General features: G+C 64.5%; 22 protein-coding genes. 18 read left to right on the forward strand and 4 right to left on the reverse strand.

Annotated elements, in window-relative coordinates; translation table 11 throughout:
- Window positions 1–15: 15 nt before the first annotated feature.
- Both rpoZ and AC56LW_RS03595 read left to right on the forward strand, forming a co-directional pair.
- Entirely contained in the window at window positions 16–219 is a 204-nt protein-coding gene (gene rpoZ / locus AC56LW_RS03590; protein WP_019922806.1) for a DNA-directed RNA polymerase subunit omega, read from the forward strand.
- Window positions 220–297: 78 nt separating this feature from the next.
- Window positions 298–2,550: a RelA/SpoT family protein gene (locus AC56LW_RS03595; protein ID WP_499631706.1), complete on the forward strand. Its 2,253-nt coding sequence runs from the start codon at window positions 298–300 to the stop codon at window positions 2,548–2,550.
- Window positions 2,551–2,598: 48 nt separating this feature from the next.
- Here AC56LW_RS03595 and AC56LW_RS03600 read toward each other — a convergent pair whose 3' ends face one another.
- Together AC56LW_RS03600 and greB are read right to left on the reverse strand one after the other, a co-directional pair.
- Complete coding sequence (locus AC56LW_RS03600; RefSeq protein ID WP_499631709.1) at window positions 2,599–3,198, reverse strand: biliverdin-producing heme oxygenase; 600 nt, start codon at window positions 3,196–3,198, stop codon at window positions 2,599–2,601.
- 28 nt (window positions 3,199–3,226) lie between these two features.
- On the reverse strand, window positions 3,227–3,793 hold the full coding sequence (gene greB, locus AC56LW_RS03605; RefSeq protein ID WP_499631712.1) for a transcription elongation factor GreB: 567 nt from the start codon (window positions 3,791–3,793) through the stop codon (window positions 3,227–3,229).
- 47 nt (window positions 3,794–3,840) lie between these two features.
- Between greB and AC56LW_RS03610 the strand changes: the two genes are divergently transcribed.
- The 12 genes from AC56LW_RS03610 (at window position 3,841) to AC56LW_RS03665 (ending at window position 16,438) form a co-directional block, all read left to right on the forward strand.
- The gene (locus tag AC56LW_RS03610; protein WP_499631715.1) at window positions 3,841–4,533 is read left to right on the forward strand and encodes a sensor histidine kinase; all 693 of its coding nucleotides are present in this window, start codon (window positions 3,841–3,843) and stop codon (window positions 4,531–4,533) included.
- Window positions 4,526–5,173, forward strand: coding sequence for a response regulator (locus AC56LW_RS03615; RefSeq protein ID WP_183555683.1), 648 nt, complete (start codon window positions 4,526–4,528; stop codon window positions 5,171–5,173). The genes AC56LW_RS03610 and AC56LW_RS03615 overlap by 8 nt, the downstream gene beginning before the upstream one ends.
- Window positions 5,174–5,275: 102 nt before the next feature.
- Window positions 5,276–6,874 carry a GGDEF domain-containing protein gene (locus AC56LW_RS03620; protein WP_499631718.1) on the forward strand — a complete coding sequence of 533 codons (1,599 nt, stop codon included), beginning with the start codon at window positions 5,276–5,278 and terminating at the stop codon, window positions 6,872–6,874.
- A gap of 191 nt (window positions 6,875–7,065) precedes the next feature.
- Window positions 7,066–8,571 carry a flagellin N-terminal helical domain-containing protein gene (locus AC56LW_RS03625; protein ID WP_499631720.1) on the forward strand — a complete coding sequence of 502 codons (1,506 nt, stop codon included), beginning with the start codon at window positions 7,066–7,068 and terminating at the stop codon, window positions 8,569–8,571.
- A gap of 85 nt (window positions 8,572–8,656) precedes the next feature.
- Entirely contained in the window at window positions 8,657–9,001 is a 345-nt protein-coding gene (locus tag AC56LW_RS03630) for a flagellar protein FlaG (RefSeq protein WP_332532351.1), read from the forward strand.
- A 180-nt stretch (window positions 9,002–9,181) separates the two neighbouring features.
- The gene (gene fliD / locus AC56LW_RS03635; RefSeq protein ID WP_499631723.1) at window positions 9,182–11,803 is read left to right on the forward strand and encodes a flagellar filament capping protein FliD; all 2,622 of its coding nucleotides are present in this window, start codon (window positions 9,182–9,184) and stop codon (window positions 11,801–11,803) included.
- Window positions 11,804–11,828: 25 nt separating this feature from the next.
- Complete coding sequence (gene fliS, locus AC56LW_RS03640; RefSeq protein WP_499631726.1) at window positions 11,829–12,281, forward strand: flagellar export chaperone FliS; 453 nt, start codon at window positions 11,829–11,831, stop codon at window positions 12,279–12,281.
- Between the two features lie 20 nt (window positions 12,282–12,301).
- Window positions 12,302–12,625 (forward strand): flagellar protein FliT, encoded by a 324-nt coding sequence (locus AC56LW_RS03645; RefSeq protein WP_499557806.1) that lies wholly within the window; start codon window positions 12,302–12,304, stop codon window positions 12,623–12,625.
- A gap of 22 nt (window positions 12,626–12,647) precedes the next feature.
- The gene (gene fliK, locus AC56LW_RS03650) at window positions 12,648–13,790 is read left to right on the forward strand and encodes a flagellar hook-length control protein FliK (protein ID WP_499631729.1); all 1,143 of its coding nucleotides are present in this window, start codon (window positions 12,648–12,650) and stop codon (window positions 13,788–13,790) included.
- Window positions 13,783–14,127 (forward strand): EscU/YscU/HrcU family type III secretion system export apparatus switch protein, encoded by a 345-nt coding sequence (locus AC56LW_RS03655; RefSeq protein ID WP_258835295.1) that lies wholly within the window; start codon window positions 13,783–13,785, stop codon window positions 14,125–14,127. The genes fliK and AC56LW_RS03655 overlap by 8 nt, the downstream gene beginning before the upstream one ends.
- A gap of 9 nt (window positions 14,128–14,136) precedes the next feature.
- Window positions 14,137–14,889 (forward strand): flagellar brake protein, encoded by a 753-nt coding sequence (locus AC56LW_RS03660; protein WP_332532356.1) that lies wholly within the window; start codon window positions 14,137–14,139, stop codon window positions 14,887–14,889.
- A 52-nt stretch (window positions 14,890–14,941) separates the two neighbouring features.
- Window positions 14,942–16,438 carry an HD domain-containing phosphohydrolase gene (locus AC56LW_RS03665; protein ID WP_499631732.1) on the forward strand — a complete coding sequence of 499 codons (1,497 nt, stop codon included), beginning with the start codon at window positions 14,942–14,944 and terminating at the stop codon, window positions 16,436–16,438.
- Here AC56LW_RS03665 and AC56LW_RS03670 read toward each other — a convergent pair.
- Both AC56LW_RS03670 and AC56LW_RS03675 read right to left on the reverse strand, forming a co-directional pair.
- On the reverse strand, window positions 16,435–17,019 hold the full coding sequence (locus tag AC56LW_RS03670) for a PEP-CTERM sorting domain-containing protein (RefSeq protein WP_499631734.1): 585 nt from the start codon (window positions 17,017–17,019) through the stop codon (window positions 16,435–16,437). The genes AC56LW_RS03665 and AC56LW_RS03670 overlap by 4 nt on opposite strands.
- 35 nt (window positions 17,020–17,054) lie before the next feature.
- The gene (locus tag AC56LW_RS03675) at window positions 17,055–19,298 is read right to left on the reverse strand and encodes a phosphocholine-specific phospholipase C (RefSeq protein ID WP_499631737.1); all 2,244 of its coding nucleotides are present in this window, start codon (window positions 19,296–19,298) and stop codon (window positions 17,055–17,057) included.
- Between the two features lie 299 nt (window positions 19,299–19,597).
- Between AC56LW_RS03675 and AC56LW_RS03680 the strand changes: the two genes are divergently transcribed.
- From AC56LW_RS03680 to AC56LW_RS03695, 4 genes are read left to right on the forward strand one after another with little or no spacing between them, the layout of a single operon-like run.
- Window positions 19,598–21,427, forward strand: a complete 1,830-nt coding sequence (locus tag AC56LW_RS03680; protein ID WP_499631739.1) for an ATP-binding protein — start codon at window positions 19,598–19,600, stop codon at window positions 21,425–21,427.
- A complete protein-coding gene (locus AC56LW_RS03685) occupies window positions 21,424–21,801 on the forward strand; it encodes a response regulator (RefSeq protein WP_183555695.1) in 378 nt (125 codons plus the stop codon). The genes AC56LW_RS03680 and AC56LW_RS03685 overlap by 4 nt, the downstream gene beginning before the upstream one ends.
- 27 nt (window positions 21,802–21,828) lie before the next feature.
- Entirely contained in the window at window positions 21,829–23,382 is a 1,554-nt protein-coding gene (locus AC56LW_RS03690) for an HD domain-containing phosphohydrolase (RefSeq protein ID WP_499631742.1), read from the forward strand.
- Complete coding sequence (locus AC56LW_RS03695; RefSeq protein ID WP_499503412.1) at window positions 23,379–25,415, forward strand: ATPase, T2SS/T4P/T4SS family; 2,037 nt, start codon at window positions 23,379–23,381, stop codon at window positions 25,413–25,415. Before AC56LW_RS03690 ends, AC56LW_RS03695 begins: the two co-directional genes overlap by 4 nt.
- Window position 25,416 lies beyond the last annotated feature (1 nt).

Here is a 25,416-nt window from a genome sequence, read left to right on the forward strand (position 1 = left end):
AACCCAGGAGCACACATGGCCCGCATTACCATCGAAGACTGCCTCAAGAACATCCCGAACCGTTTCCAGCTGACCCTGGCAGCAACGTATCGTGCGCGCCAGCTGCTGCAAGGCCACACCCCGAAGGTCGAAGCCAAGGACAAGCCAACCGTCGTCGCCCTGCGCGAGATCGCCGCTGGTAAAGTCGGCATCGAAATGCTGAAAAAAGTCCCGATGTAATCCCATTCGGGGTTGCCTGAATTTGCGTTATCCCGTCTTCTGTTATTCTGATCTCACCGCAGCCAGACGATTAACGTAATGAACCTGTTACCTCCAGATTCACCCGCTTCACGCAACCCCGCTCCGCGCGAGCGGCGGGCAGACAATCGTCCGCCCGATTTCATCGAGCCCGCCGGCCCCATCGTGCCCGGCGTGGCCTCGGTGACGCAGCTGATCACCAAGCTGTCCGAATACCTCACCCCTGCCGAGCTCAAAAAGGTCAAGGAAGCCTACCGCTTCTCCGACGAGATGCACCTGGGCCAGGTCCGCAAGTCGGGCGAGCCCTATATCTCCCATCCGATTGCCGTTGCCGAGATCTGCGCCGAGTGGAAACTCGATGCGCAAGCCATCATGGCCGCGCTGCTGCATGACGTGATCGAAGACCAGGACGTCAAGAAGGATGAGCTGATCGAGCGCTTCGGCGCCCAGGTCGCCAACCTCGTCGACGGCCTGTCCAAGCTCGAGAAAATCGAATTCCAGAGCCAGCTCGAAGCGCAGGCGGAAAACTTCCGCAAGATGCTGCTGGCGATGGCGTCGGACGTGCGCGTCATCCTGATCAAGCTGGCCGACCGCCTGCACAATATGCGCACGCTCGGCTTCATGATTCCGGCCAAGAAGCGCCGCATCGCCGGCGAGACGATGGAAGTGTATGTGCCGATCGCGCACCGCCTCGGCCTGAACAATATCTACCGCGAGCTGCAGGACCTGTCGTTCTCGCACCTGTATCCGGTGCGCTACCAGACGCTGTCCAAGGCGATCAAGTCGGCGCGCGGCAACCGGCGCGAAGTGGTCAAGAAAATCCTCGAAGCGGTCAAGAACCAGCTCGAGGCCGGCGGCCTGAAAGCCGAAGTGCACGGCCGCGAAAAGACCCTGTACGGCATTTACAAGAAGATGCGTAACAAGCACCTGTCGTTCTCGCAGGTGCTCGACGTGTATGGTTTCCGCGTCGTCGTCGACAGCGTGGCCGAGTGTTACGTGGCCCTCGGCACCCTGCACGCGTTGTACAAGCCGATGCCGGGCAAGTTCAAGGACTACATCGCCATCGGCAAGATCAACGGCTACCAGTCGCTGCACACGACGCTGATCGGCCCGTACGGCACGCCTGTCGAATTCCAGATCCGCACCCAGGACATGCACCGCACCGCCGAAAGCGGCGTGGCGGCGCACTGGCTGTACAAGACGGGCGAATCGAATATGTCCGACCTGCAGCAGCGCACCCATGCGTGGCTGCAATCGCTGCTCGACATCCAGCAGCAGACGGGCGACTCGGCCGAGTTCCTCGAACACGTCAAGGTCGACCTGTTCCCCGATTCGGTGTATGTGTTTACGCCCAAGTCGAAGATCATCGCCCTGCCCCGCGGCGCCACGGCGCTCGACTTCGCCTACTCGATCCACACCGGCATCGGCGACCATACGGTGGGCGTCAAGATCAACCACGAAGAGCAACCGCTGCGCACCGAACTGCACAACGGCGACATCGTCGAGATCATCACGCAGCCCGATTCGCGCCCGAGCCCGACCTGGCTGACGTTTGTCCGCACCGGCAAGGCGCGCTCGGCGATCCGCCATCACCTGCGCCTGGTCGACGTCAACGAGTCGGCCGAGCTGGGTCTCGAACTGCTGACCCAGGCGCTGGCCGTGCGCAACATCAAGCCCGATCTGCCGGCCAGCGTCGTCGAGCGGCTGCTGGGCGAGTCGTCGGCCAATTCGATGGAAGAAGTGTACGCCGACATCGGCATCGGCAAGCGCATGCCGACGCTGGTGGCGCGCCAGATTTTCGGCCTGATGGAGGGCGACCCCGATCTGCTGCCGTCGAGCAAACCACTGCCAGCCAGCGATATCGCCCCGGTGACGATCTATGGCAGCGAAGGCGTGGCGGTCCAGCTGGCGCCGTGCTGCCTGCCGATCCCGGGCGACCAGATCACGGGCCAGCTGCGCCGCGACCAGGCGCTGGTGGTGCACACCTGCGATTGCCAGACGGCCAAGCGCCTGCTGGCGAAAGAACCCGACCGCTGGATCGCCGTGCAGTGGGGCGACGATCTCAACCGCCGCTTCGACTGCCGTATCCGCCTGCTGATCAACAATGAAAAAGGCATCCTCGCCCGCGTGGCTGCCGAGATCGGCGAGTCCGACGCCAACATCACGTATGTGGGCATGGACGAGGACGACGAAAACATGATGACGCAGCTGCGCTTCACGATCCAGATCGCCGACCGGGTGCACCTGGCGCAACTGATTCGCAATCTGCGCCGCGTGGCCGGGGTGAATCGGGTGGAACGCGAGCGGACGTAATCCGCGTTTTTCGGGATGTTGCCGATATTGGCGGCCGGGCCGCCAATATCAGCGCATGACGGCCAGCTTCAAAATACTGTCAAATGCCGCGCATGCGCCCTCGCAGGCGTCGGCAATCTCGTCCGCCGACCTCACATGCTCTTTCAGCGCCAGCATAAACGCGCGCCAGCGCGGGCCCGGCCCGGCGTCACTGCCCTTCAGATAGCGCAGCGGATGCGGCGCCAGCGTCCCGGCCAGTTTCCCGTACAGCACCTTGCCACCCAGCTGCGAGCCTTCGATCACATAGCACACGCCCCAGCGGTAGGCCGCACTGGCATCGCGCGGCCACGCATTTGCGAGCGCGGGGACACGCAGCGGCGGCATGCCCGGCTCGTTCAGGTCGGCTTCGATCAGTGCCAGGCGCTCTACCGGCGGCAAGACCAGCTGCGGCCCGTCCGGAAACGAATCCAGCCACGGCTGCAATGGTGCCAGCCAGTCGCGCACCATCGTCAGGTGCACCGCGTAGTCGTTCAGGTCGGGAGCAGGTCCGGATAACGGCAGGCCGCTGTCGAGCCGTTCGTGTTGTTCGTTGGTTGCGGCGCGCAGCGCCGCCAGGGGGTCTGTCTGCTGGTGCATCGGACTGTGCGCCGCTTCATGAGGTCGGTTCATGCGCACATAGTAGCACCGGGCCGCGAGCTCAGTCGGTGACGGGCTCGGGATAGTCGACCGAGATGATTTCAAGCTCGTCCATGCCCAGTGGCGTGTGCAACTGCGCGACGTCACCTTCGCGGCACTTGGTCAAAGCGCGCGCCACGGGCGAGACCCAGCTGATCTTGCCATGCAGTGGATCGAGCTCGTCGATGCCGACGATGGTAATCGTGTGCTCTTCGCCCGCCCCGTTGACATAGCGGACCGTGGCGCCGAAGAACACCTGGTCATTGCCATGCTGGATGCTCGGATCGACGACGAACGCCGAATCCATGCGCTTGGTAAGAAAGCGGATGCGGCGGTCGATTTCGCGCAGGCGGCGTTTGCCATAGATATAGTCGCCGTTTTCCGAGCGGTCGCCATTCGAGGCGGCCCAGTGCACGATGCGCACGACTTCGGGGCGGTCGACGTCGATCAGCTGCAGCAGCTCATCCTTGATGCGCTGGTAGCCGGCCGGGGTGATGTAGTTCTTGGCGCCGTCAGGAATCGCCTGAGCCAGCACCAGGGCTTCATCATCGTCGTCGTTGTCCGACTCTTTTACAAATGCCTTGTTCATGGATGCATTGTAACGAGACTTGCGCGCCCTTGTCGTATCATTCGACCATGCGCCAACCCACCCTGCTCCAGCACGACCGCGACGACGCCGCCCGTCAGGCCGAGCGTACCCGCATCGCGCGCGAACTGCACGATGACCTGGGCGGCAACCTCATCGCCATCAAGATGGCGCTGGCGCGGCTGTCGGCGCGTGTGCCGGCCGACCAGCCCGGTCTGGCCGGCCAGGCCGGGTACATCGACGAGCTCGTCGATCGCACCATCGAGACGGTGCATCGCATCTCGTTCGGCTTGCGCGCCACCGCGCTTGACCTGGGACTGGCGGGCGCGCTCTTATGGCAGGCGGACGAGTTCGCGCGACAAACCGGCATCGCCGTGATCAGGCACTGTCCCGATGCACTAACGCCAGAGCCGGCGCCGGAGCACGCCGACGCCCTCTTTCGCATCGCCCAGGAAGCGCTGACCAATGTTGCCAAGCATGCACACGCAACGCAGGTCACGCTGACGCTCGAACATGACAGCGGCGAGCTCACGCTGGCCATCTGCGACAACGGCTGCGGCATCGACCCGGCCGCGCGCACCCGGCCGCACGCGTTCGGCCTGCGCGGCATGCACGAACGGGCCAGCGCGCTTGGCGGCGTGCTGTCCTTGTCGCCAGCGCCTGGAGGTGGCACGATGTTGACCGTCAAGACCAGGCTGGTGCCGTCCGTGGCCCCGGCACAGAACAAGAAGCAGAATGAGTGAAAAAGTAACCATCCGGGTATGCATCGCCGATGACCATGCCATCGTGCGCGAAGGACTCAAGCAGATCCTCGCCGACGAGCGCGACATCGTTGTCGCCGGCGAGGCCGAGGATGGCCACGATGCCGTGCGCCTGGCGGGCAAGACGCGCTGCCACGTGATGCTGCTCGATATCTCGCTGCCCGACCGCAATGGCATCGACGTGCTCAAGCAGATCAAGAAGGACAAACCCGAATTGTCGGTATTGATGCTGTCGATGCACCGCGAAGACCAGTACGCAATCCGCGCGCTCAAGGCCGGCGCCGCCGGCTACATCACCAAGCAGAGCGCGCCGCGCGAACTGGTCACGGCCATCCGCCTGGTGGCGGGGGGACAAAAGTATGTCAGCGCCGCGCTCGCGCAAACGCTGGCCAGCGCCATCGGCGAAGACCACGAAAGCGCCGCCCACGAGGGCTTGTCCGACCGCGAATACCAGACGCTGACGATGATCGCATCGGGCATGACCGTCACGCAGATCGCAGGCGAATTGTCGCTGTCGGTCAAGACGATCAGCGAATACCGCGCGCGTCTGTTGGTAAAGATGAAACTGCGGAGCAGCGCCGAGCTGACCACGTATGCGATCCGCAACGGCCTGGTCGACTGACGCCCCTGCCGCGTGTCTTGCCATTGAATAGTTGTTGATGCGAGGCAAATAAACTGCCTATCATGTCGTCAATCCCGCAAACCCGGCACCGCGCTGCAACCCATGTCCACTCCGTCCACACCCGTTCCCGCTGTATCCGGCGCTGGTTCCGCTGCAGCTCCCGCAGCGAATCCGGCCGACATTGCACGCGAGGCGTTCCGCCGCCTGGCCACGCGCCGTATCGCGCCGACGCCGGACGCTTATCGCGCCATCTATGACGAGATCGCCGGCACGCCGCCGCCGCCGCCCGCGCCTGCCCCGGATGCTGGCGCCATCGAGGTACTGAACGGGTTCGCGCGCCGCCTGCTCGATACGCCGGGCGAACTGGCCGACTACGGCCGGCGCATGACGCGCGCCGTCAAGACGGGCGACTGGAGCGGCTACACCCAGGCACTGGGCCAGTTGAGCGAGCGCCATCTGCGGCGCAACACGCCGGTGATGGCAATGGGCGACGAAGAGCCCCAGACGCGCCTGCTACGCGACATGCTGGCGCGCACGCTGTCGTTCGCCTGCGCTTCGCTGCTGAGCAACAACCCGGAACAGGTCAAGGAGGCCGAAGCGCTCGGCGCACTGGTCAAGACGGCGGTCGGCGAAAGCGAACTGCAGGACATCGAGGCGCGCCTGAAGCAGTTGTGCTTCCAGATCGAACTGCGCAAGGACGACAGCGCCGGCCAGCAGGAACTGCTGCTGCGGCTGTTCCGCCTGCTGCTCGACAATATCGAAGGCTTGCTCGAGGACGACAACTATATGCGCGGCCAGGTCGTGGCGGTGCAGGAACTGATCGCCGGGCCACTGGAAACGCGCGCGCTGGAAGACGCCACGCGCAGCCTGAAAGACGTGATCATCAAGCAAAGTCATCTGAAGCATGGCATCGCCGATGTGCGTGCGACGATGAAGAACATGATGATGACGTTTGTCGAGCGCCTGGGCTCGGTGGCCGCCGCGACCGGCGACTACCACGCCAAGCTGGGCGACTTTTCCGAGCGCATCGGCGGCGCGACCGACATCAACGAACTCAATACCCTCCTGAACGACGTGCTGCGCGAGACGCGCCATGCGCAGGACGAAGCGCTGGCCTCGCGCGACCGCATGGTGGGCGCGCACCGCGAAGTGCAGGAAGCCGAGCAGCGCATCCGCGAACTCGAAGCCGAGCTGCAGCATATGAGCGAGCTGGTACGCGAGGATCAATTGACTGGCAGCCTGAACCGCCGCGGCCTGGACGACGTGTTCGAGCGTGAAAGCGCCCGCGCCGACCGCCGCAACACGCCGCTGTGCGTGGCGCTGCTGGACCTCGACAACTTCAAGCGCCTGAACGACACCTACGGGCACATGGCGGGCGACGCCGCGCTCAAGCACCTGGTCAAGGTCGTGCGCGAGACGCTGCGCGCGATGGACGTGATCGCGCGCTTCGGCGGCGAGGAATTCCTGATCCTGCTGCCCGAGACGACGGTCGATGCGGCGGCGGCCGCCATGGTGCGGGTGCAGCGCGAGCTGACCCGGCATTTCTTCTTGCACGATAACGAGAAGATGCTGATCACCTTCTCGTGCGGGGTGGCGCTGCGGGTGCAGAACGAGGAGCAGGCGTCGCTGATGGCGCGGGCCGATAAAGCGATGTACCAGGCCAAGAGCAGTGGCAAGAACCGGGTAGTCGTGGCGGAATGACAAGTTCTGAACAGGTGTTTTCCCAGACAGGTAAAAAAACGATTTATTTTGCGTCCGGCCCTAAACTTTTTCCACAGGGCACCGTTACCAGCAACAACAGCGGTTTGAACGTCACTGAATAACGCGACGGACCAAAGTGAACAGCAGCACGGTCGCTGCACCCCTAGTAAGACCTAGTCTGGAGAATCACCATGGCATCAGTAATCAACACCAACGTCGCATCCCTGAACTCGCAGCGCAACCTGTCGACCTCGCAATCGCAGCTGAACACCTCGATCCAACGCCTGTCGTCGGGTATGCGCATTAACAGCGCCAAGGATGACGCCGCTGGTCTGGCGATTTCGGACCGCATGAATTCGCAAATCAAGGGTATGACGCAAGCTACCCGTAACGCCAACGATGGCGTGTCGATGGCACAAACCGCTGAAGGCGCTCTGTCGAGCTCGGGCGACATCCTGCAACGTGTCCGCGAACTGGCTGTCCAATCGTCGAACGCATCGAACTCAGCCGGCGACCGCAAGGCACTGCAAACCGAAGTCACCCAGCTGACGTCGGAACTGAACCGTATCGCCAACACCACCGAGTTCAACGGCCAGAAGCTGATGGACGGCTCGATGGGCACCGCGAATTTCCAGGTTGGCGCCAATGCTGGCCAGTTGATCTCGATGGGCGGTTCAAACTTCACCACTTCAACCTACGGTAACAATCGGGTTGAAAAAGGTGCAAACCAAGCCCTCGCAACCAACACATTGGGGGCTGGCACCATGACCATCAATGGCTCGCAGGGTACGAAGGGCGTGCAAGTCGCAATCGGCGAAGCCGCTAAGGATACCGCAGCGAAAATTAATGCTGCCAGCGGCGAGACGGGAGTAACGGCAACCGCAAAAACTGAAACTGTTTTGAAGGCTTCGGCAGAGCAGTCGTATGCATTTGAACTGAAATCGGATAACACTGAGGCGGTGACTGTCTCCTTTTCGATCGGCAAAGCAACTGACGGCAACGGTTATGCGGCAGCAGTTAGCGCTTTCAATGCTCAGTCGGCCAAGACCGGTGTGACTGCGTCGTATGACGCCGCCAATGAGGGCTTGAAACTGACCAATGCAGAGGGAAAAGATATTACCCTGGCAAACATGTCGGCTGGTACCGGCGCGACGATGGCTACGCTTGATGAAAAAGGCGTTGCCAATCCAACAGCCCCAGTGGCGCTGACCGCAGGCACCCCAGGAACTACCGGTGCTGACCCTGATGATCCTGACGATGATGTGCCCGCTACCGCCGGCGGTGCTGGAACCGCCAAGGGCCGCATCGTTCTGGATTCAGAGAAAAGCTTCTCAGTGAACGACACCAGCGGTTGGGCTATGACCGATGCATCGGATTTGAAATCGGTAGCAAACCTGGATATCAGCACCTTCGATGGCGCCCAGCTGGCTATTAAAATTGCTGACGCTGCGCTTGGCGCAGTCAACAGCCAGCGCGCTGAATACGGCGCACTGCAATCGCGCTTCGATTCAGCGATCTCGAACCTGTCATCGAACACCGAGAACCTCTCCGCATCGCGCAGCCGCATCGTCGATACCGACTTCGCTGCTGAGACTGCAAAAATGACCCGCGGTCAGATCCTGCAGCAGGCTGGTACGTCGATGCTGGCCCAGGCCAACTCGCTGCCGAACGGTGTTCTGTCGCTCCTGCGTGGCTAATCGCTAACGCGTAGTAACAGCACCACTTGGTAAGCGGTTCCCCGGCTGAAGAAATTTGGCTGGGGAATTTTCGTTAGGATACGCCATGCAAATTCCATCCGTTGCAACGTCACCCCTCGCCAAGCTGGACGAACGTCCGGCGGTTGCGAGCGGGCCGGCTGCCCCGGCACCACGGGCAGCACCGGAGAAAGCGGAAGTCGAGCCGAACCGGGACGAGGTGTCGTCCGCCGTCAAGAAACTCAATGAAGCGCTGCCACAATCGGCGCAGAGCCTGCAATTCGAGATTGACGAAGAGAGCAAGGACCTCGTGGTCAAGATCATCGACCGCGACACGAAGGAAGTCGTCCGCCAGATGCCGACCAAGGAGGCGCTCGAAATGGCCAAATCGATCGACAAAATGGTGGGACGCCTGCTGAACCAACGTGCCTGACGCGATTCGCTGCTCACCCAAAGCGCCGCACCCGACCAGGTGTGGCGCTTTTTACATGGCGCCACGAGATCACTGGCGACGGTGCCTACCAAAATAAAAAGAGAGCCGCCTTTACCGCTCTTAAGTACGGTTTGTTTCTGCCGATAATGACTTACATTATTGCTTTCACCGGAGAAACAAGTGGCACTCGACATCGAAGGCATCGTTACCAAACTGATGCAAGCTGAAGCAAGGCCGCTCGACAACTACGCGAAAAAAACGGCTGCGTTGCAATCGAAAAATTCTGCCCTGAATCAGGTTAGCGCTGCCGTTGGCGCATTTCAAGGTGCGTTGACATCGCTGAATCAATCTAACACCTTCCAAGGCCTGAGTGCGTCACCATCGAACAAGGATGTCCTCACCGGCACGGCTGGGCAAGGCGCCGTGCCAGGCAAGTACAAGGTCAATGTTACGCAGCTCGCCCAATCGCAGAGCCTCAAGTCTTACGGCATGGCCAGCAGCACCAGCACGATCGGCGGCGGCAATCCCGCGAATTTGACGTTCCAGTTCGGAACCGTTACTGGTGGCACCTTTGGCGCGACCGGCAGCGCCCTTGGGCTTGCGGCAGCCGCTGGCGGTATTGCCAATGGCTCGCTGAGCCTGAATGGCGTTGCGATCAGCACCAGCCCTACTACGCGCAGCGCGCGCGCACTGGCCGAAGCGATCAATGCACAAAGCGAAAAGACAGGCGTTGTCGCCACCGCAGGCAGTACAGAAACCGCTGCCGACCTGTTCGCCAACTTCGGCGAGGTCAGCGTCACTCCTAATTCCAGCTACGCGCTGTCAGTCGGCGGCGTGCAACTAGCCAACCTTAATCCCGATAGCGCCCCGCTAACCCGCGCCGGCCTGGACACTGCGCTTGCCGGCGCCGGCGCTCGCAACGCCCTGGCCGCTGCCAACATCACCGTCAGCGGCAGTGCCGTCGATGGCACGCTGCAATTCAAAGCAGCCGATGGCAGTACCATCGATGTGACCGAAACCGTCACGGGCAGCGTGAACGGTGGCATCAACCGCGCTGCCGGCGCATCGAATCCTGGCGCGACGACAACGGCCACGGCCGGCGTCACGTTACGCTCGAACGACGGTAATCAGATTCTAGTTGGAGGCAACAACCCAACATCCGCCGGTTTCACTGCTGGCAGCGTCGGCTCCCATCAAGGCTCGGGCTTTTCGCTCAATGGTGCGATCAACAGCAAGACGATCACCTTGGCGCCTGGCGATCAGACGCTGCAAGGCATTCGCGATGCCATCAACAAGGCCGACATGGGTGTGACGGCCACCATCGTGTCCGATGGCAGCAGCAAGCCGTTCCACCTGGTGGTCACGTCAAACAAGACCGGTGAAGCGACGTCGATGAAGATCGGCGTGACCGACGAAGACGGAGCCGCCGGCGATCAGGCATTGGTGTCCTTGCTCGGCTACGATCCTGCAGGTGCGCAAGGCATGACCCAGACAGCCGGCGCACAAAGCACGCTGCTGAACATGAATGGCATTGAAATCAAGAGCGACAGTACCAGCGTCAAGGATGCAATCCAAGGTGTCACGCTCGATGTCAGCGCCGTAGGCAGCAGCACGCTCACCGTGTCGAAGGACACGGCGGCGATCAGCACGGCGGTCAATGGCTTCGTCAAGGCGTACAACGAACTAAACAAGACGATGGGCACGCTGACCAAGTATAACGCCGAGACCCAAACTGGCGGCGTGCTGCAGGGCGATGCAAGCGTACGCGCCATCCAGAGCCAGTTGCGCCGGCAGATCAGTACGGTCATGGAAGGCACGGGCGGCAAGCTCAATTCGCTGAGCCAAGTTGGCATCTCGTTTGAAAAAGACGGCAGCCTGAAGCTCGACTCGACCAAACTGAACAAGGCAATTACCGAGAATGCCGCCGACTTTGGCGGGCTGTTTGCTGCCATGGGTTCGACCACTGATGGCCTGGTCAAGTTCGACAAATCGACCGCAGCGACCAAGGCCGGTGCATACGGCGTGAATATCGTCACCCTGGCCACCCAGGGTTCATTGTCGAGCAGCGCCACACTTGGCACGATGACGCCGATCGCCGCGAATACCGTATGGCGCGTTACTTTAAACGACACCGACCCGGCCACTGACAGCAAGACGCAAGAAATCAAGATACCAGCTGGCAATTACAGCAAGGAAGACCTGGCTGCGCTGTTGCGCTCGTCGATCAATGGCAACGCCGTCTTCGCTGGCGCGGGTGACACGGTTGAGTCGAAGGTCGGTGACGATGGCAGCCTGACGCTCTCATCAAGCAAATATGGATCGACCTCGAACATTTCGATTGCCGCTGTCAGCGGCAGCTCGGTCGATTCGATATTTGGCAGCGCTGCACCAAGCAAGGGCATTGACGTCGTCGGCACGATCGGCGGCGTGGCCGCCACTGGCAATGGGCAATCACTGACGGCAGCGGCAGGCTCAAACGCAGAAGGTATTCAGGTATCAATCACCGGCGGCGCAATCGGCGATCGCGGCACCGTAACGTTCTCGCAAGGCTTCGCCTTCCAGCTCAACAATCTGGCCACCAGCTTCGTCGGCAGTGGCAGCCTGCTCAAGAGCAAAACCGATGGTCTGAACGTATCGATCAAATCGGTCGCCGACCAGGCAGCGCGTTTTGAAACGCGCCTGGAAAGCATCGAAAAACGCTATCGCGCCCAGTTCGTCGCACTCGACTCGATGATGACGTCGATGCAATCGACCTCGGACTACCTAACCCAGCAGTTGGCGTCCATCGCGGCCAACTCATAATTTCAGCATCACCGGAGAATCTCATATGTTTGGAACCCCGAAACGCGGCGTCGGCGCCTATGCAACGGTTGGTCTGGAGACCGGCGTTGCTGCCGCGTCGCCACAAAAGCTGGTGGTCATGCTGTATGACGGCGTGATCGTCGCCCTGCTCAGCGCGATCAACCACATCAAGTCGTCGAACGTGGCCGCAAAGGGCGCGTCGATCTCGAAGGCCATCACGATCATCGACAATGGCCTGCGCGCCTCGCTCGACCAGAAAGCTGGCGGCGAGATCGCACAGAATCTCGATGCGTTGTACGATTACATGAGCCGCCGCCTGTTGCAGGCCAATATGAAGAACGATATCGCGATCATCGAAGAAGTCCATGGCCTGATGTCCGATCTGCGCGAAGCCTGGGTCGCGATCGGCGAAAAGAGCGATACGGCCGAGCAGACCGTGCCGGCCATCCAGCGTACCCCTACCCTGATGAGCGCATAAGGTTGACGATGACGATGACGATGAATGGACAAGAAGTGGTGACGGTCTACGAAGCGATGGTCGGCATCACCGAGCGCATGCTCGACGCGGCCACTGCCAGCGAATGGGATCGCCTGGCCGAACTCGAACAGGAATGCGCTGCGCATGCGCGCCGCCTGAAGGCCAACGAAGGCGTGGCCCCGCTGGCCGGCCAGGAACGCGTGCGCAAGGTCAATGCAATCCGCCGCATGCTCGACGCCGACCGCCGCATCCGCGACCTGACCAGCCCATGGATGGCGCACCTGTCGTCCCTGATCAACAGCAAATCGACCGAACGCCGCGTCGCGCGCGCCTACGGCATCTGATGCGCCCGGCGGGGGTTGACTGATGCTGCCCCGCGATCTCATTGGCGCCGTCACGCGCGTCACGCCGGGCCAGGCCGCCGAACAGGCCGTCGACCCGCGCCAGCAAGCCTTCGCGCGCGCCGTCGCGCCGCTGCTGGGCAAGGCGATCCACGGTGAAATCCAGGCCAAACTCACCGACGGCACCTTCATCGTCAAGTTCGCCGACACCCAGGCGCGCATGCAACTGCCCCCCGGCGCGCTGGTCGGCGCCGACGTGCCGCTCACGCTGATCGGCCTGCATCCCCGCCCTACCTTTCAGGTCGGCGCCCAAACCACTGCCACCGGCTTTGCCGAAGCCGGCCCCGCCCCGCAAGCTGAAACGGATGCGCCAGGCGCGCCGCTGGGCTACCGCGAAGGCGCCGCCCTCGGCCGCGCAGGCGCCCTGCTGGCCTCCAGCGCCGGACTGGGCGCGCAGGCGTTTGCCGGCGGCACCGAAGCAAAAAACACCACGCTCAGTCCTACCGCCCAGGCCCTGGCCGGCGTGCTGGCGGCCGCCCAGAAAGCCGAGACGGTGCTCACCGCCGTCACTGGCAGTGCGCCACTGATGGCCACGCCGGACGCCGATCCGGCGGCGCTGGCTGCCGGCCTGAAGCAGGCGTTCGGCAAGAGCGGCCTGTTCTACGAATCGCACGTGGCCGAATGGGCGCAGGGCTCGCGCGCACTGGCCGAACTGGCGAACGAACCGCAGCAGCAGGCCGCACAAAACGGCGCGCGCCCGAACCCGCAGGATCCCGCCACTGCGCAGTTCATCAGCATGCAGCTGGCGGCGCAGGAGCAATCGCAACTGGCGTGGAAAGGCCAGCTGTGGCCCGGCCAGCCGATGGAATGGGATGTGCAGCGCGAAGCGCACGGTGGCGGCAGCGACGATGACGGGGCGATCTGGAACAGCCGCCTGCGCCTGCGCTTCCCCGAACTGGGCGAACTCGATGTGCAGCTGCGGATGGTGGGCGGCGCCTTGCAGATCGGGCTCGCAACCGGCGACGACGCCACCGCCGCCCTGCTGCGCCAGCACGTGCTGAACCTGGCCGGCGCACTCGATTCGGTGGGCACGCCGCTGGCGGGGTTCGACGCCCGCGCGCGGGCCGCTGCGGCGCCGAAACATGATGACGATGGCGACCATGAATAAACTGGCCAACCAGCGCATCAAGAGCGCGGTGGCGATGGCCTACAGCGCCGGCGAGAAAGCGCCGACGGTCGTGGCCAAGGGCTCCGGCATGGTCGCCGAACAGATCATCCAGCGCGCCCAGGATGCGGGCGTGTTCGTGCACGAATCGAAAGAGCTGGTCTCGCTGCTCATGCAGGTCGATCTGGACCGCGAAATTCCCCCAACGCTGTATCGAGCAATTGCGGAACTGTTGGCATGGCTATATCATATTGAGTCGGCTAAAAAGAACGGTGAGTCAATGCCCACCGCACCTGATCCGACGCCTCACCTCCCCCCGGAACAAGCGTCAAGGACATAAAGCCTAGCAATGGATGAAGCAGAACTGGAAGACTGGCACGACTACGAAGTCGCATCGCGCCGCGAGATCGTCTCGCTGCTGCGCCAGATCGGCGAACACAACCAGCTGATCCGTCTGCTGATCAGGGGTGAGGCCGACGTCTGCGTAACCTCGATCCTGGCCGTGGACGAAGACAGCAACACGATCGTGCTCGATCGCTCGGTCGATCCGGCGCAGAACCAGCGCATGACGGGCGCAGCGCGCGCGAAATGCGAAACCACGCTCGACAAGATTCGCATCCTGTTCGCCGCCGCCAACCTGGCCCCGACAGTCTGGCGCGGCGAACCGGCACTGCGCGCCGACATTCCCCCCACCCTGATCCGCCTGCAGCGGCGCGAGTACTACCGCATGGCCACGCCCGTCACCAATCCGGTGCGCGCACTGATTCCGGTGCCGATGGATGGCGGTACCGGCGGCATGAGCGTCTTCGCGCTGCATGACATCAGCGTTGGCGGCATTGCCCTTCTCGACAGCAAGCTGCTGCTCGATACCACGCTCGGGCGCGTGATCGCCAACTGCCGCATCGAACTGCCCGAGATCGGGCCGATCGCCACCTCGCTCGAGATCCGCAACTCGCTCGACCTCACCCTGCTGAACCACAAGACCACGCGCCGCATCGGCTGCCAGTTCGTCGACATCTCGCGCGGCGCGCTGGCCGGGGTGCAGCGCTACATCACCAAGCTCGAACGCGAACGCAACGCGAAGCTGGCCGGGCTGGCCTGACTGCGGCCAACCCCGCAGATGCGGGGTTGGCCTTGGCGATACGATCGGCTTCATGCACACGACCAACCAGGCACCCCGGCCTTCTCTCTCGCCCGCCAGCGCCAGCCTGCACGGCCACGACACGGTGACGCTGGCGCAGGCCATGGGGTTGCTCGCGATCGTGGGCGACCTGGCCATGGGCCAGCCCATCGACGCCTCCGCGCGTGCTGCGCGCCTGGCCGCGCGCATCGCACTGGCTGCCGGTGGCGACACTGCAGCGGCTGCGCACGCGCACATGGCGGCCCGCTTGCGCTGGTCCGGCAGCACCGCCACGGCCGCCGGCTTTGCCGCGCTGCTGGGCGACGACATCGATGGCCGCCAGGCGATGTTGAAACGCACCCTCAATGCGCAGCAAGCCGCACGCCTGGACACGCTGCGAAATCACCTGACGCCGCTGGCCACCATCCACTGCGAAATCGCGGGCGACATCGCGGCCATGCTGGGCTTGCCGGCCCCGGTCGAACACGGCCTGCGCCACCTGTTCGAACGTGTCGATGGCCGCGGCCTGCCGCGTGGCCTGGAAGGCAACGGGGTGCCGGCCGTCGTGTACCACGTGGTGCTGGCCGGCGACATCGAGATCCTCACGCGCGCGCATGGATTCAGCGCGGCGCTGGCGATGGTCACGCGTCTGGGTGGCGTCAGGTATCCGGCGGCGCTGGTGGCGCAGGTGGCGCCGCACGCGCAGGCGTGGCTCGACGCACCCGACACACTGGAGGAACCTGCACTGCTCAGCGACTTCCTGCCGCTGTCGGTACCGTTGACGCTGGTGGCCGATACCGTCGAACTGAAGCTGCCCTGGCTGGCCGGTCATTCGCGCCGCGTGGCGCTGCTGGCGCACGGGGCCGCACAGGGCCTGGGGCTGCCGGACGCCGACCAGCGCAGCCTGGCGCGCGCGGCACTGTTGCACGGGATCGGGCGCGCCGCCGTGTCGAACACGGTCTGGGAACGCCGGAGCAAACCCGGTGACGCCGACTGGGAAGCCATCCGCCGCGCGCCCTTCTGGACGGCGCGCATCGGCAACCAGATCGACGGCGTCGAGGCCGATGCACAGCTGGCCTCGCAAATCCATGAACGGCTCGATGGCAGCGGCTACTATCGCAGTCTCGACGCCGCCACGCTTGGCATGCCACAACGCCTGCTGGCGGCAGCGACGGTCCACGTCGCCCTGCGCTCGCCGCGGCCGTGGCGCGCTGCGCACGAACCGGCATCGACGCGGGCGCTGCTCGAAGCGCAGGTGACGGGTGGACGCCTCGATCGCGCTGCGGTGGACGCCGTGCTGGCGGCCGCTGCCACGGCAACCGTATTGGCGCCGGTGGGCCAGGTATTGTCAGCGCGCGAGGTCGACGTGCTGCAGCGCCTCAGCCTGGGCGAGACCGGCAAGGACGCCGCGCGCGCGATGCGCATCAGTACCGGCGCCGTGCGCACGCATGTCGAGAGCATCCTGGGCAAACTCGGATGCTCGACCCGCGCCGCCGCGACCTTGCGCGCGCTGACGCTGGGACTGATTTAAAACGACGCGCGGCGCACCCGCAGCACACCGGCCATGCCCAGGCCAGCCAGCAGCAGCGCCAGCGACCCCGGTTCCGGCACCTCGGTCACACTGACAAAGCTGAAGTCGTCCATCGCATACGAACCCTGCATGCCGCTGGAGACGACGACCGTATCGATCGCGCCATCCCAGCCGGCGTCCAGGAAGGCGGCCACGCCGGACAGTTGCAGCGCCGACGTACTGGCGACCAGCAGACCCTTGAAGTACAGGTCGAAGCGCACGCTGCTGTCTTCGTAGCCCGAGAACCAGGCGCCCTCAAAGACGGTGGGCGCCAGGAAACGGATGGTGCTGGCGACTGGCCCGCCGTCGGTCCAGTCGGTGGTGACACGGCCGGCACCCGAATGGGCGGCAAACGGGTCTTGCTCGCTCGTGAAGACATTCAGACCGGCGCCCGACCAGTCGAGGCCACCGTAGTTGGGGGCGACGGCGGCGTAGCCATCAGCACCGACGATATCGTCGAAGTCGAGCACGGTGGCCGAGGCGAAGGGTGCGCACAGCGCGAAGGCGACGGCTGCGGCCGCGTTACGAAGCATGGGATGCATGGAATTCCTGTTGGTGGTGATGGAAGCGAACATGGTCAGACCAGGCCCAGCGCCGGATCGCTGACCGTGTGGCGGCCGGTCTCGACGCGCCCGGCAAAGCGGCGCAGGTAGTCGGGCTGGCCCGAGACCGTGGCGCTCAGGTCGTACCAGTAACCATTGGCCGCCAGCGGAATGCGCACGAGCAGTTCGGTGCGCGGCGCCAGCGTGTGCAGCTGGCGCAGCTGAGCATAGGCGTTCGCATTCAGGTTGAACGTGCACGGCGCCGCGCCGGCATTCAGCAGGCGCAGCACCAGTTCGCCCGTGGCAGCGTCGCAGCGCACGTGGACGTCCGGACGTGCCTGCCCTGCCGCGACGGCGCGCAGCGCGCTGCCCGTGAAGTGGCGGTGATAGCCGTTCGGACCCAGCACCCACAAATCGTAGGCGCCACCCACAGCGGGCGTCCAGCTGTCGGCCAGCGATTTGCCTGCCTCGACGGTATAGCGGCGCGGCACGGCGGCCAGGTTCTTGCGGTCGTAGACGTGGAAGACCGCGCCCTGGCGTCCAGTGTTGATGAAGTTCAGCGTGACCTGCACGGCAGCCATCGTGGCGCCGGGCTGCACCTGGCAGGTGGTGGCCAGTTCATACGGCAGCGCGCGCGAGGGCCGCGTGCCCGGGGCCTGCAGCGGCATTTGCGGCGACGCTGGCGGCGCGATCTGCGCCAGGCGCTGCTGCGCGGCGCGCAGGGCGTCGGCCTGGCTGCGATTGGTGCGGCCCTGCAGTGCGGGCAGCGCCTCGTCGTTCGGTGTCGCGAAGTTGAAGGCGCTCGTCAGATCGCCGCAGACGGCGCGGCGGTACGCGCTGATGTTGGGCTCGATGACACCGAAGCGCGTTTCCAGGAAGCGCAGCACCGACGTGTGGTCGAAGACCTGCGAATTGACCCAGCCGCCGCGACTCCACGGCGAAATCACGTACATCGGCACACGCGGACCGGGTCCGTAGACGCGCCCGTCCGCTGCCGGTTGGCGGGTACTGCCGGCAGGCCGGGGGTGCGTGTAGTATTCCGGCCCCAGCGCGCCAGGCGACAGCGTCGTCTTGCCGGCGTAGCCGCCCTTGCCGTCAGGCGATGGCGCCGAGGGCGACGGCACGTGGTCGAAATAACCATCGTTCTCGTCGAAGTTGACGATCAGGACCGTCTTGCTCCAGACCTCGGGATTGGCCGTCAACGCATCGAGCACCTCTTGCAGGAACCAGGCGCCCTGCACCGGGCTGGATGGGCCCGGGTGTTCGCAATAGATCGACGGTGCGTTGATCCACGACACCTGTGGCAGCTTGCCTTCGCGGATGTCGCGCCTGAAGGCGTCCAGGTATTGCTCGGGTTGGGTACCCGGCAAGGTGTTGGCGATGCCCTTGTAGAGCGGGTTCTTCGCGTTGTCGGTGGCCGCATCGTAGGCATGGTACGGCAGCGCCTGGCCCGTGTTGGTGTATGGCTGGCCGGGGGCGCCGCCGCTGGACACCGGATAGCCCGACGCGATATTGGCGCGCCGGAACTGGCGGAACGCGCCCAGCATGTTGTCGCCCCATTCGTCGGGCATGTTCTGGTAGCTGATCCAGCTCACGCCCGCCTTCTCGAGACGCTCGGCATACGTGGTCCAGGTATAGCCGGTGTTCACGCCGCCCGGCAGGCCGTCGATCGCATCCCATTCATTCGAGACGAAGGCCGTGCCGGTGGGTCCGGCGCCGTTGGTGCCGGTCAGGAAGAACGAACGGTTGGCGTCGGTTCCCGTGTGCATCGCGCAGTGGTAGGCGTCGCAGACGGTGAACGCATTGGCCAGCGCAAACGCGAACGGAATCTCGCTTTCCTTGAAGTAGCCCATCGAGATGGGATTCTTGTAGCGCGGCCACTGGTCCATGCGGCCGTTGTCCCAGGCCAGCTGGCTGTCGAGCCAATCGTGGGGCGTGCCGTTGACGCGCTGGGCGTTGCCACGGCTGGCGTCCAGGTGGAACGGCATGACGACGTTGCCGTTGGCCAGGCGCTGCTGCCAGACACTGCGCCCTTCGGGCAGCGGGATCGTGAAGCGGTCACCGAAGCCGCGCACGCCCTTGAGCGTGCCGAAGTAATGGTCGAACGCGCGGTTTTCCTGCATCAGGATCACGACGTGCTCGACGTCGCGGATGGTCCCCGTCGCATTATTGGCCGGGATGGCAAGGGCGCGCTGGATGGCAGGCGGAAAGGCGGCAAACGTGCCAGCTGCGATACCCGCGCGCGCACTGTTGCGCAGGAAACTGCGTCGTGAAGTCATAGGGGCGTATCCAAAGACGTGAATGTTTTATCCGGGAAATTTATGTTGCAATTTATTGCCTTACCGACATGATGCAAGACGGCGCCAGCGTACGCCTGCATCGTGACGACGCCATGACACATCCAATCGATTGGCGGTGGACGTGAAGACAACGTGAAAACAACAATCGCCGTTGTCACGCAATTATTTTTTCAAGGAAATGTTGCGCACAATTGGAATTTTATTTGCCTGTTTGCAACCACCAACCTATAGTTCGATCGTTACAGTTCGCTAGATTCCATTTCGCCAAGTCCATCCGCATGAAACTCAACCGCATCGGCATCATCCTCATCGCCTGTGCGCTGGCGGCCATTACCCTCGTCGTCGCCTTGCTCGTGGTCCGGCAGCAGGCCAGCCAGGCTGCGCAGGTGCGCAACAAGGGTGTCGGACTGGTCAAGGCGCTCAGCACCGTCCCGATGGCCCTTCTTGCCGACAGCAGCGGCCGCAGCGGCGTGCTCGCCGCAGTGCTTGCCTCGAACGACGGCAGCGACTTTGCTTATGTGACAATTGGCGATGCGACCGGCCGCACACTGGCCGAGATCGCGGGCAGCGGCAGCATCGCGCCTGCCACGCCGCTGCCTGCCGATGCGCAGGCCGGCTTTGGTGAACGCACGCTGCCGGCAACCGGCGGCAGCGAGCCGCTGCGCGAATTCTATGGCCCGCTGGCCGACGGCAGCGGCGGCAAGGCATTCGTCCGCGTCGGTTTCCACCAGCCGGGCTTTACGGTGCTGGCGCAGGACGTGTCATTCCTCGCGCTATTGGCACTGATGATGTTTCTGGTCGTGCCGGTCATGTACGTCGTCATCAAGCGCGAGATGGCGCCGCTGGCGGCGCTCAGCCAGCAACTGCGCGGCCAGCTGCGCCAGCTCGCTGCGCCCGGCAGACCGGATCAGCCAGGCGCTGACGACATGCGCGAACTGATCACCAATATGCAGCACTATCTCGACCAGGCCGGCGCCCGCATCGTCCAGCTCGAGGAAGGCTCGCTCAACACCACCGCCGACAACCGCCTGCTGCAATACGGCAGCAAGAAGCTCAATGCCGCGCTGCAATCGCTGCCGGACGGCCTGTTGATGCTCGATCCGGCCGGCGACGTCACGTTCGCCTCCGGCAAGGTCGAGCCCCTGCTGGGCATCCCGATGGACCAGATCCTGGGGCAGCCGCTCGATGCCTGGTGCTGCGATCCGGCGCTGCGCACGCTGTTCGGCCGCTACAGCGGCGACCTGCGCGACAACGCCCGCTCGCACAAGATCGACTTCGCGCCGCAGAATGTCGAAGGCCGGCAGCTGAGCGCCACCGCGCAACCGCTCAGCGGTGGTCACGGCACGATGTCGTTCGGCACGCTGGTCGTGCTGCGCGACGTCACCCGCGAATACCTGGCGCGCCAGGCGGGCAATGACTTCGTCGCCCACGTCTCGCACGAACTCAAGTCGCCGCTCAACGTCATCGGCATGTACGCCGAGATGCTGGCCGACAGCGACGACGAAAGCATGCGGGTCGAATCGCTGAACGTGATCCAGGACGAGATCGAGCGCATGAATGCGCTGGTCGGCAACCTGCTCAACGTAAGCAAGCTGGAAACCGGCAGCATGAGTCCCGAACGCAATCGCGTGCGGCTCGACGACATGCTGCGCGACGCGTATGAGCAGGCGCTGCCGCGCGCCGAAGGCAAGCAGCTGCGCGTGCTGCTCGACCTGCCGCGCGAACTCGAGGCCGTGGCCATCGACAAGGACCTGTTCCGCATTGCGCTGAACAACTTGCTGACCAATGCCATCAAATACAACCGCCCGGGCGGCAGCGTGACGCTGGCGGCCCGCAATGAGGACAATGAAATCGTGATCAGCGTACGCGACACCGGCATCGGCATCGCGCCGGAAGCCCAGGACCGCATCTTCGAGAAGTTCTACCGCGTCAGCGAAGCGGGCGCCGCCACCCAGCGCGGTGGCCACGGCCTGGGCCTGTACCTGGCGGCCCAGATCGTCGAACTGCACCACGGCCGCCTGGTCGTCGAAAGCGAATCCGGCGTGGGCAGCACCTTCTCGGTGCATCTGAAAATCGTTTCCGCGCCCGCCGGCGCCGCCGTGCTATGAGCGCGCGCCACATCCTGCTCGTCGACGACGAGCCCCATGTCCTGCGCGTGCTGCGCCTGTCGCTCGAACGCGAAGGCTATATCGTGGCCACGGCCAGCGATGGCAACGCCGCGCTGGCCGCCATGGCGCAGCAGCTGCCCGACGTCCTGATCAGCGATATCCAGATGGACGGGATGGACGGACGCACGCTGTGCCCGCTGGCCCGCGCCACCTATCCGGACCACCCGTTCCTGATCCTGGTCATGACGTCGATGACCGCGCTCGACGAACGTGCCTGGGCGCGTGAACTGGCCAATACCGAATTCCTTGAAAAACCCCTGAGCCCGCGCCAGCTGGTGGCGCGGTTGTCCCGCCATTTTGCGGCCCTGGCGTAACGCCGCGCCAGCCACCGAAGCCTGCCCATGTCCCTTGATCTTCTGCCGACCCTCGACTACACCCGCCACGAGCGCTGGCTGCGCCGCAGCACCGGGAGCGATTATTCACTGGCCGTCTGCGACGCCACTGGCGCGCCCTGCTGGAGCGCACCCGGCGACACGACGCTCGCATCGTGGATCACGGCGCTCAATACGGGCGGCTTCGCCTGGCCATCCACGGGCGACGGCATGCAGCGCCACGATGCCGGCGACGCTACCCTCCTCTACACGCCGATCATCGCCAAGAGCGGCCTGATCGGCTACCTCGCGGTCCGTGCAAACACGGCGGCCACGACGGCCACCGACGTGCCGTTCGCGTGGGACGCACTGGCTGAAGCGCTCGAAGACATTGCCAGCACGATTGCCGACGACTGCCGCACGCAGGGCGAGCTCGATGCGATGGCCGACGAACTGTCGGACCGCTACGAAGAGCTGCACCTGGTGTATGCGATCGACCGCCAGGTGCAGGACATGACCACGGGCGAAGACCTGTTCGGCGAGCTGCTCGAAAGCTGGGCCAGCCACATGGACGCCGACGTCGCCGCCTTCATCAAGCCGGGCGAGAACCTGTGCGTGTCGGCCACCAACCTGTCGGCGCCGATCCATAACCTGGATCTGGTGCTGGTCGAGATGCGCGGTGACCTGTACCGCTTCTCGCATTCGTCGCGCCAGCCGATCGTCATGAACGAGCCCGACGATCCGCGCCGCGCCTACATCTTCACCGACATGCCGTTCAAGATCCTGTGCTGCCCGGTCTTCCAGGACAAGTCGGTCGTGGCGATCCTGGTGCTGCTCAACCATGCGGACAAGGAAGACTTCAGCAACAGCGACCGCAAGCTGGGCGAAGTGCTGGCCAATCACCTGTCGAGCCTGTCGCGCATGCACAGCATGCTGGCCGAAACGAGCAAGTTCAACCAGCAAATGGCGGCCGCGCTGATCGAGGCGGTCGAAGCGAAAGACCCGTACACGCGCGGCCACAGCGAGCGCGTGCACTACATCGCGATGGAAATCGGCCGCGCGCTGCGCCTGCCACCGCGCGAACTGGACAACCTGTTCTGGGGCTCGCTGCTGCACGACGTCGGCAAGATCGGCATCCCCGACGCCGTGCTGTGCAAACCGGGGCGCCTGACGCGCGATGAATTCACCTTCATCATGGTCCATCCCGAGCGCAGCTACGAAATCCTGCGCCACATCGACCGCCTCAAGGGCGCGGTGCCGGGCGCGCGCCACCACCAGGAAAAGTACGACGGCACCGGCTATCCGCATGGCCTGGCCGGCAACGACATTCCGTACAACGCGCGCATCATCGCGGTGGCCGACACCTATGATTCGATCACCAGCTCGCGCGCCTACCGCGCCGGGCGCAGCCATGAAGTGGCGATGGCCGAGATCGCGCGCTGCGCAGGCACCCAGCTCGACCCCGGTGTCGTGGCGATGTTTGAAACGGTATGCCGCGCCGAGCCGGGCTGGATCGCCGAGTTCCGCATCGCCCGCGATCCGGTGCCGACACCAGCGCCAGCCCAGGTCGCCGTCACCGCATGAGCGAGACCGCTGCCCCCGAACGGATCACCCGCAGCCGCATCGGCGCCATGACGTATCTGGCGCCGCTGACGGCGCTGGTGGCCGACGAGGCCGTCCAGACGCTGCAGGCGGCGCTGAACGAGTGCGTGGCCCAGCACCAGGTGTCGATCGTGGTCGACCTGGGCAAGGTCACGCTGCTGTCCGGGCGCGCGCTGAGCATGATGGCCGACATGGGCGAGCGCCTCGGTGAGCTTGGCGGCTGGCTCAAGCTGGCGTACCCGAATGCCCTGCTGCAGGACATCCTCGCGGCCACGGGCCTGCTGGAACAGCTGCCGCTGTTCGATGCGCGGCCTACCGCGCCGCGCCGCGTGCGCGAGCCGGGCAGCAAGCTGGGCGACATCCTGGTCGAGCGTGGCGCGGCCAGCGCCGAGCAGGTGGCCGAGGCGGCGCGCCTGCAGGACCAGACCGGCAAGCGCATGGGCCTCATCATGGTCGAGCGCAAATGGATCACCGAAGCAGCGCTGTACCAGGCGCTGGCCGACCAGCTGGGCCTGCCGTATGTGCAGCTGCGCACCGGCCTGTACGACCCGGGCGCGCTGGCGCTGCTTGAACGCGATGTCACGCGGCGCCTGAACGTGCTGCCGCTGTTCCAGGTGCAGGGCACGCTGACCGTGGCCAGCGCCGAACCGCAGGCGATCCACAGCATCGACGAACTGCGCGCCCGCACGGGCGTGCGCATCCGCATCGTGGTCGCGCCGCCGGCCGATATCCGGCGCCTGGCCGACGAAGCGTATGGCGGCGCCCTGCCCGATTTCGTGCAGACCGAAGCGAGCGACCTGGAACTGATCGAGTCGACGATCCCCGACGACTACACGCAGATCGACGAGATGGCCGGCGCCAGCCCGGTCATCAATATGGTCAATGCCGTGATCCAGCGCGCGATCCGCGATGGCGCCAGCGACATCCACATCGAGATCTCGCGCAACCGTGCCCGCATCCGGCTGCGCATCGACGGCGTGCTGTACGAAGTCATGTCGCCACGCGTCGACCAGCACCCGGCGATCGTCTCGCGCCTGAAGGTCATGGCCAACCTCGACATCGCCGAGCGCCGCCTGCCGCAGGATGGCCGCATCCAGGTGGCGACCCAGGGCCGCACGGTGGACCTGCGCTTCTCGTCGCTGCCCGGCATCTACGGCGAAAAGGTCGTGCTGCGCGTGCTCGACAAGAACCAGTCGATCCTCGACGTCGACAAGCTGGGCATGAATGCGCATGCAGTCGGCGCGTTCAAGCGCCTGCTGGGCCGCAGCCATGGCCTGATCCTCGTGACCGGCCCGACCGGCAGCGGCAAGACCACCAGCCTGTACGCGGCGATCAGCCACCTGAAAAGCATCGAAAAGAACATCGTCACGATCGAGGACCCGGTCGAATACCAGCTCGACATCATCAACCAGAACCAGGTCAATGACGCGATCGGCTTGAGCTTCCCGAAGATCCTGAAACACGTGCTGCGCCAGGACCCGGACATCATCATGATCGGCGAAGTGCGCGACCGCCAGACCGCCGAGATCGCGGTGCAGGCGGCGCTGACGGGCCACCTGGTGCTCACCACGCTGCACACCAATGACACGCTGGGCGCCGTCTCGCGCCTGGTCGAGATGGGCGTGGAGCCGTACCTGCTGTCGTCGGCGCTGATCGGCGTGATGGCCCAGCGTCTCGTGCGGCGCGTGTGCCAGGGTTGCCGCACCAGCTACCTGGCGACGCCCGAAGCGGCGGCGGCTTACCGCTGGCGCGGCCAGGGCGACCTGCGCCTGATGCGCGGGCGCGGTTGCCCGGCCTGCTATGACTCGGGCTACAAGGGCCGCATGGGCATCTACGAGCTGCTCGAAGTCGGCCCCGACCTGCAGCGCATGATCGTGGCCAATGCCAGCAAGGACCAGCTGGCCGCGCACGTGGCCTCGACCGGCCACCACGACCTGTACGCCGATGGCATGGCGCGCGCCTTCGATGGCCACACGACGCCCGAGGAAATCGCGCGCGTCGTGCATTCGCTGTAAC

It is taken from the genome of Telluria sp. LT2P80 (assembly GCF_059685955.1).